The 7,039-nt window shown below is 64.7% G+C and carries 7 protein-coding genes; 3 read left to right on the top strand and 4 right to left on the bottom strand.

Features of this window, described 5'->3' with window-relative positions:
- Positions 1-334 precede the first annotated feature (334 nt).
- The gene (locus AC0L21_RS14025; RefSeq protein ID WP_473262378.1) at positions 335-1,078 is read left to right on the top strand and encodes a polysaccharide biosynthesis/export family protein; all 744 of its coding nucleotides are present in this window, start codon (positions 335-337) and stop codon (positions 1,076-1,078) included.
- 24 nt (positions 1,079-1,102) lie between these two features.
- On the opposite strand, the gene AC0L21_RS14020 is transcribed toward AC0L21_RS14025, so the two are convergent.
- The 4 genes from AC0L21_RS14020 to AC0L21_RS14005 form a co-directional block, all read right to left on the bottom strand.
- Entirely contained in the window at positions 1,103-1,585 is a 483-nt protein-coding gene (locus AC0L21_RS14020; RefSeq protein ID WP_473262375.1) for a hypothetical protein, read from the bottom strand.
- 139 nt (positions 1,586-1,724) lie between these two features.
- Positions 1,725-2,396, bottom strand: coding sequence for a dienelactone hydrolase family protein (locus AC0L21_RS14015; protein ID WP_473262372.1), 672 nt, complete (start codon positions 2,394-2,396; stop codon positions 1,725-1,727).
- A gap of 204 nt (positions 2,397-2,600) precedes the next feature.
- The gene (locus AC0L21_RS14010; RefSeq protein ID WP_473262370.1) at positions 2,601-2,936 is read right to left on the bottom strand and encodes a hypothetical protein; all 336 of its coding nucleotides are present in this window, start codon (positions 2,934-2,936) and stop codon (positions 2,601-2,603) included.
- A 20-nt stretch (positions 2,937-2,956) separates the two neighbouring features.
- Positions 2,957-3,721 (bottom strand): alpha/beta fold hydrolase, encoded by a 765-nt coding sequence (locus tag AC0L21_RS14005; protein WP_473262368.1) that lies wholly within the window; start codon positions 3,719-3,721, stop codon positions 2,957-2,959.
- A gap of 306 nt (positions 3,722-4,027) precedes the next feature.
- On the opposite strand from AC0L21_RS14005, the gene AC0L21_RS14000 reads away from it, so the two are divergent.
- Both AC0L21_RS14000 and AC0L21_RS13995 read left to right on the top strand, forming a co-directional pair.
- Positions 4,028-4,519: a (2Fe-2S)-binding protein gene (locus tag AC0L21_RS14000; RefSeq protein ID WP_211395185.1), complete on the top strand. Its 492-nt coding sequence runs from the start codon at positions 4,028-4,030 to the stop codon at positions 4,517-4,519.
- Entirely contained in the window at positions 4,516-6,798 is a 2,283-nt protein-coding gene (locus tag AC0L21_RS13995) for a xanthine dehydrogenase family protein molybdopterin-binding subunit (protein ID WP_473262362.1), read from the top strand. The genes AC0L21_RS14000 and AC0L21_RS13995 overlap by 4 nt, the downstream gene beginning before the upstream one ends.
- Positions 6,799-7,039: the final 241 nt, after the last annotated feature.

Genomic DNA, 7,039 nt, shown 5'->3' with positions numbered 1-7,039 from the left:
CCGGAACGGGAGCCTAGTTCCGTTCTTATACTAACACAAGCCCTAAAATGCCGCCGGCTTTGGTGAGTGGTTGGGCTTGAGCGGCGGGTGCGGTGCACCTCTCCCGCTTGGGGGTGTGGTCGCTGCGCTCGTAGAGCGCGGCGGGTGAGGGCTGTATCCTCTGGGGGATTGTCCCGTCTTGGAGAGACCCTCTCCCCAACCCTCTCCCGCAAGCGGGAGAGGGAGCGCATCAGGTCCCGTTGCGCACGCTGCTGTCGCGCCACCCACCCCTCAACGCTTTATTAACCATAACCGGTGCATCACTGAAGCTGTCTCGTTTCGAGGGATAAGTCCGGTGCCGGTTGCACGCGCGTTTCGATGGTCGATCTCGGCAGCGTCCCTGGCAGCGTCCGCCGCGCTGACCCTTGGCGGCTGCATGCAAACCGCTGGTCCCGCCTATGTGCAGCCGCGCGCCGATCTCGATTCGATGGCCTATGGCCAGCCGTACAACGCGCCGCAGCCGGTCGTCGTCGGCAGTGGCGGGGGTGCCATCGCAGCACTCAGCAATTCCTTTGCCTCTTCGCCTGCACCCATGCCGGTCGGTTATGCCGCGCCGATGGCGGCGCCGGTTCGCTACGATTCCTCCTACCATCTCGATGCCGGCGACAGGCTGCGCGTCGTGGTCTATGGCCAGGAAGGTCTCACCAACAGCTACGCGATCGACGCCGGCGGCTCCATCACGATGCCGCTGATCGGCGGCGTGCCGGCACGCGGCCGCACCCCGGCGGGCCTTGCCGGCGAGATCGCCGCGCGGCTGCGCAACGGCTACATCCGCGAGCCTTCGGTCGCCGTCGAGATCGAGGCCTATCGCCCGTTCTTCATTCTCGGCGAAGTCTCCGCGCCCGGCCAGTATCCGTATGTGCCGAACATGACGGTCGAAAGCGCCGTCGCGATTGCCGGCGGCTTCTCGCCCCGCGCCAAGCGCGACGTGGTCACCGTCACCCACACTGAAGCCGGCGGCGCCATGCGCGCCGTGGTGCCGCTTGGCACTCCCTTGAGTCCCGGCGACACCGTGTTCGTCGGCGAGCGCTGGTTCTAGAGCGCTTTCGAGCGAAGCTCTAGCTCACCGCCTGAAATCCAGCCGCCCGTTCGGAAAACATCCGTCGATCCTGGTGGCATCGACCACCAGCCCAACCCATGGCCGTGTGATCGCCGGATTGGTCAGGTTGATATATTTCCCGACCAGGCGACCCGCGCAATCGCGCGCCGCATCGATCAGCCCGTGCCGGCGGCCATGGTCCCAGTCGAAGCGCAAGAAGATGCGCTCGCCTGTGACCCGCACTTCCGCGCGTCCCTCTTTCCAGGCTTGCGCCGTATCGCCGGCAATGGTCGGATCTGCGCCGCCATTCCAGCGGCTGGCCCAGATGCCGTCGAGCGGGTCTGACTGTGCCGCGATTTTTGCCCAAGCCGCCGCGTTGAGGTCGGCGACATCGCCGGCAAGCGTGGCGATTGCGGCGTAATCCATGACGTCGCGATCATCCGGCGCGGGCACGTCCATGGTGCCGAACGGATTGCGGATGACGATGTTCGTATTGGCTTGCTGCATCACGATCTCCCGGCGTGGGTTGGCTTGATCAGCCAGCTCTATCGCCGTGCGGCAGGATGCAGCCACCCGATTCCTGCTCGTCATTCCGGGTGCGCGAAGCACGAGCCCGAAATGACAGCGAAGACAGCCGCGCGCGCTTCTATTTCAAATGCCTCGCGAAAAATTCCATGCTGCGCGGCCAGGCGATGTCGGCGCTGGCCTTGTCGTAGCTCGCCCGCTCGTCGCAGTGAAAGCCGTGCTGCGCCCCCGGATAGACGAAGACCTCCACGTCCGGCCGCTTGGTCTTGATGGTCTCGACGTCGGTCAGGGGAATGCCGGCATCCTTCTCGCCAAAATGCAGCTGCGTCGGCGCTTTGGGTGTCTCGTCGGCAAAGCGCACGACGGCGCCGCCGTAATAGCCGATCGCGGCCTTCAGGCCCGACAGCCGGGTCGCAGCGACGAAGGCGACGCTGCCGCCCAGGCAAAAGCCGATGATGCCGACGGGGCCGACGCTTTTCACCGCATCGATCGCCGCCTGCGTGTCGCGCAGCATCGCGTCCCAATCCGGACTGGCGACGAATTTGCGCGCTTCGGCGATCTCGTCAGGCGTGTAGCCGGACTGGAAGCCCGGCGAGGTCCGGTCGAAGATCGACGGCGCGATCGCGACATAGCCTTCCCCGGCGAGGCGATCGCAGACCGAGCGGATGTGATGGTTGACCCCGAAAATTTCCTGGATCACCACCACCGCGCCCTTCGCCGTGCCCGCGGGGTCGGCGCGATAGGCACTGAGCTGGAAATTGTCGGAGGCCGTCAGCTTGATGTCTTGTCCCACGCGGGTTGTCCTTTTTAGTTAGTCTTCGATTGCGCGTTCCGCTCGTTCCACAAACTCGTCATGCCCGGGCTCGTCCCGGGCATCCACGTTCTTGGTGAGGCAGGAAAGACCGTGGATGGCCGGGACAAGCCCGGCCATGACGATGTGGCAGCTTCAACGCATGATGGCGCAGACAGGATTGCTCTGCGTCACGAAAAGCCACTCTCACTCCCACATCCAGTTCTCGCCGTAATCCTCCTTCCATCCCGCCAACCGGCCATGACGGAATTGCAGGAACAGGCGGTGACGGTTGGAGATCAGTCCGCCGCCGCCGATGTTGCGAAGCGCGAGATAGATCTCGTTGCCGGGGCGTCCGCGCACATATTGCAGCGGCTGGCCGAGGGCGCGCGCGGTTTGCCCGGCATCCATGCCGAAGGCGAGCGGCGTGTTGTTCGACAAGGTCGCGACGAAGGGCAGGCGGGGCGGTGTCCCGCCGAATTGCTCGGCCTGCGCGGATACCGACAGCAACACCGCGCCCGCAGCCAACATCGTTCGCTTCATCGCCACTGTTCCCGTCCGACCTATTCCGGCAAGTTCTTCAGGAAAGGCAGCACCGCGTCAACAAAAGCCTGCGGCTGGTCGATGTTGACGGCGTGTCCGGCGGCGGGAATCACGATTTTTTGTGCGCCGGGAATTTTCGCGGCCATGTAGTCCGACGCTGCGAGGAACGGTGTGTCGTCGGCACCGACCACGATCAGGCTGGGCACCTTGATCTCCGGCAGCAGCTCGATCACCTGCGCGTCGCGCTGGGTCAGCATGCCGCGTGCGGCGAGCGCCAATCCCCTGGCATTGCGATGGTTCGCGGTGGCGCGCTCGCGCGTCGCCGCCTTCAGCACGTCGAGCCCTTCGCGATCGAGCTTGTCGGCAGTGGCGAGCGCCCGCGCGTTCCAGACCTCGCGTGCATCGTCCTTCTTGAAGCCCGGGCCGGTGTCGATGATCAGCAGCGCGCGAACGCGCTTTGGATGCGCGCGAGCAAAGGCAAGCGACATGTAGCCGCCGAGCGACAGTCCGCCGATGATGGCGCGCTCCGTGCCGACCGCATCGAGGATCGCCGCCATGTCGCCGACCGTGAGCCCTTCGCTGTAGGCGGCGGGATCGTCGGGATAGTCGGACTGGCCGTGACCGCGCATGTCCCACAAGATGAGCTTGTGATCCCTGGCAAGCGCCTCGACCTGCCCATGCCACATCGCCGACGTCGATGAGTAGCCGTGGGTCAGCAGCAGCGGCGGACCTTCGCCATGAACCTCGTAGTAGATTTTGACGCCGTCCCGATCGATCCGAGGCATTGCATCCACCCTGTTAACTCGTTTCTTCGCTCATCCTAACGCGGTCGGTTACTCGGAGGAAACTGCCGTGCCGCGATGGCCTGCATGCTTGGCGTGCACTCTATTGCGTTCAGTCGCTGCATCACCGCCGCTCTCGCGACGCACAACGAGCAGACGTCGCGTTTGTTCGACCGATTCCAAATTGCATTTGCCTCCGCGCTCGAACGCGATCATTCTTGCGATCAAGGCTGGCGCCGGCCCGGTGGGCGTCCGCCAATACAAGTTGCCGTCGTAAGCGGCTTCATGCACCGGCAGGGGAAGACGCCTATGCCAACTCTCACCATCAACGGGCGGAGTCTGTCCGTGGATGCGGCGAACGATACGCCGCTCCTTTGGGCGATCCGCGAGCAATTGCAGATGACCGGCACCAAGTTCGGCTGCGGTGCCGGGCTGTGCGGGGCCTGCACCGTGCACGTCAACGGCGAAGCCGTGCGCTCGTGCCAGACCATGGTCGGCGATGTCGCCGGCAAGAAGATCACCACCATCGAAGGCCTCGCCGCCAAGGGCGACCATCCCTTGCAGAAGGCGTGGATCGCCGAGCAGGTGCCGCAATGCGGCTACTGCCAGTCCGGGCAGATCATGCAGGCGGCCTCGCTGCTGGCGAAGAATCCCAACCCGACCAAGGAAGAAGTCGTGGCGCATATGGACGGCAATCTCTGCCGTTGCATGACCTATTCACGGATCCAGAAGGCAATCATGCGCGCCGCAACCGAGATGCGCACTGCGTCCGCCACCGGCAACGAGCGGAGGCCCACATGAATAAGCACATCAAGAGCGTCTCACCTGAGACATCAGATCTCAGCCGCCGCTCCTTCCTGGTCGGCACTGCAGCAGCCGGCCTCGTGCTCGGTTATGCCGGCGTGCCCGGCATCGGTGAGGCGCTCGCTGCGCCCCAGAACTTCGAGCCGAGCGTCTGGTACGCGATCGCGCCCGATGGTCTCGTCACCGTCACCTGCGGCAAGGCCGACATGGGCCAGCACATCGCCTCCACCATGGCGCAGATCGTGGCCGAAGAGCTGGGCGCCAAATGGAGCGACATGCGGGTTCAGCTTGCCTCCAATGATCCGAAGTTCAACGATCCCGTGCTCGGCGCGCAGATCACCGGCGGCAGCTGGTCGACCATGATGAACTTCGAGGCCATGAGCCGCGCCGGCGCCGCCGGACGGATGGCCCTGACCGAAGGCGCAGCCGCCGCGATGGGCGTGCCGGCATCCGAGCTCGTGGTGCGCGATTCCATGATCTCGCACCCGAAGTCGAAGAAAACGATGTCGTTCGCCGATGTCGTCAAGAGCGGCAAGGCGACAAAAACCTTCACGCCGGACGAGCTCAAGGCGATCGTGCTGAAGACGCCGGATCAATACACCATGATCGGCGTGTCGGTGCCGCAGCTCGACATCCCCTCCAAGACCAACGGCACGGCCAAATACGGCATCGACGTGATGCTGCCGGGCATGGCCTATGGCGCGGTGGTGACGCCTCCGGTACGCTTCGGGGCCACGGTGAAATCAATCGACGACAGCGCCGCCAAGAAAGTGCCGGGCTTCATCAAGGCCGTCACCCTCGACGACAAGACCGGAACGACCTCGGGCTGGGTCGTCGCAGTCGCCAGCACCTACGCCAACGCCAAGAAGGCGGCGCAGGCGCTCAAGATCGACTATGACGGCGGTCCGAACGCGAAAGTGTCGAGCCAGTCGCTGCTCGAAGAGGCCAAGCGGCTTCAGAAGCAGGAGGATTCCGGGCAGTTCTTCGTCAAGGACGGCGATCCTGCGGCGGCGTTCGGCACGGCGGCCAAGGTGCTGGAGGCAGAGTACACCACCAGCATCAACATCCACGCGCCGATGGAGCCGATGAACGCCACGGCGGAGTTCAAGGGCGAGATCCTGCACATCTATTCCGGCAACCAGTTCGCAACGCGCTCCGGCGCGATCGCGGCGGGTGCGGCCGGGATCGATCCGAAGTTCGTGGTCATGCATCAGATGTGGCTTGGCGGCGGCTTTGGCCGCAGGCTCGATGCCGACATGATGATTCCGGCGGTGCAGGCGGCGAAGGCGATCGGCAGGCCGGTAAAGGTGATCTACACGCGCGAGAACGACATGACGATGGATTTCTCGCGTCCGCTCACCTATCAAAAAGTAAAGGCGGGCGTGGACGGCGACGGCAAGCTCGTCGCGCTCAGCCACGACGTGGTTTCGGCCTGGCCGACTCAGCGCTGGGGCATTCCCGATTTCCTGACGCCCTCGGTCGACAAGAAGGGTCCGCTGGACTCCTTCACGGTGAACGGGGCCGACTTCTTCTACACCGTGCCCAACCATCATGTGCGCGCGATCAAGAACGAGATGGCGCACAACGCGACGCCGTCCGGCCAGCTCCGCTCGGTCGCGCCGGGTTGGACCTTCTGGGCGGTCGAGAGCATGATCGACGAGATCGCGGCGGCGGCGGGCAAGGACCCCGCGCAGTTCCGCATCTCGCTGCTCGACGGCGCCGGCAAGAACGACGGCGGCGCGCAGCGGCTGCGCAACACGTTGCTCGCCGCGATGGGCCTTGCCGGCTACGGCACCAGGAAGCTGCCGAAGGGTGAGGGCATGGGCGTAGCCTGCGTCTCGTCGCAGGAACGCGCGACCGCAAGCTGGACGGCCTGCGTCGCCCACGTCGCCGTCGCGCCCTCGGGCGAGGTCACCGTGAAGAAGCTCACGGTCGCCACCGACGTCGGCACGCAGGTGCATCCCGACAACATCCGCGCCCAGGTCGAGGGTGCGGCGCTGTGGGGCCTGTCGCTGGCGATGTACGAAAAGGCGACGCTCAAGGATGGTGGCATCGAACAGACCAATTTCGACAGCTACACGCCCTTGCGCATGAGCCAGGTGCCGGAGGTCGCGATCGCCGTGATCGCCAATGGCGAGAAGGCCACCGGCGTCGGCGAACCCGCGGTGACGGTGATCGCACCCGCGATCGGCAACGCCATCTTCAACGCCTCCGGCGCCCGCGTCCGTGCCCTGCCGATCACGGCCGAAGCCGTGAAGGGCGCGATGAAGGCGTAAGGCTGGTTGCGATTGTTGACCTGACATGATCCGCCGGGGGGCAGTCCCCCGGCGGATTTGTCGTTAAAAAAGCTTTGTGTTTGCAAGCACATCTCTACTGTGCATGGGGTTGTTTTCGACGTTTTTCTGATTGGAACCGGGAGGAGCCGAACTCCGTAAAATTGTCCCTGATTCCGCAGGGTTCCTTTGAGCACGCCTCTTAAGGGCCGGAGAACCTGATCCGGCATAGGCTTTGGCCCGA

The organism is Bradyrhizobium sp. WSM4873, assembly GCF_055811355.1.
The sequence above is the reverse complement of the archived record's forward strand: the minus strand, read 5'-3'. Positions and strand labels throughout refer to the sequence as shown.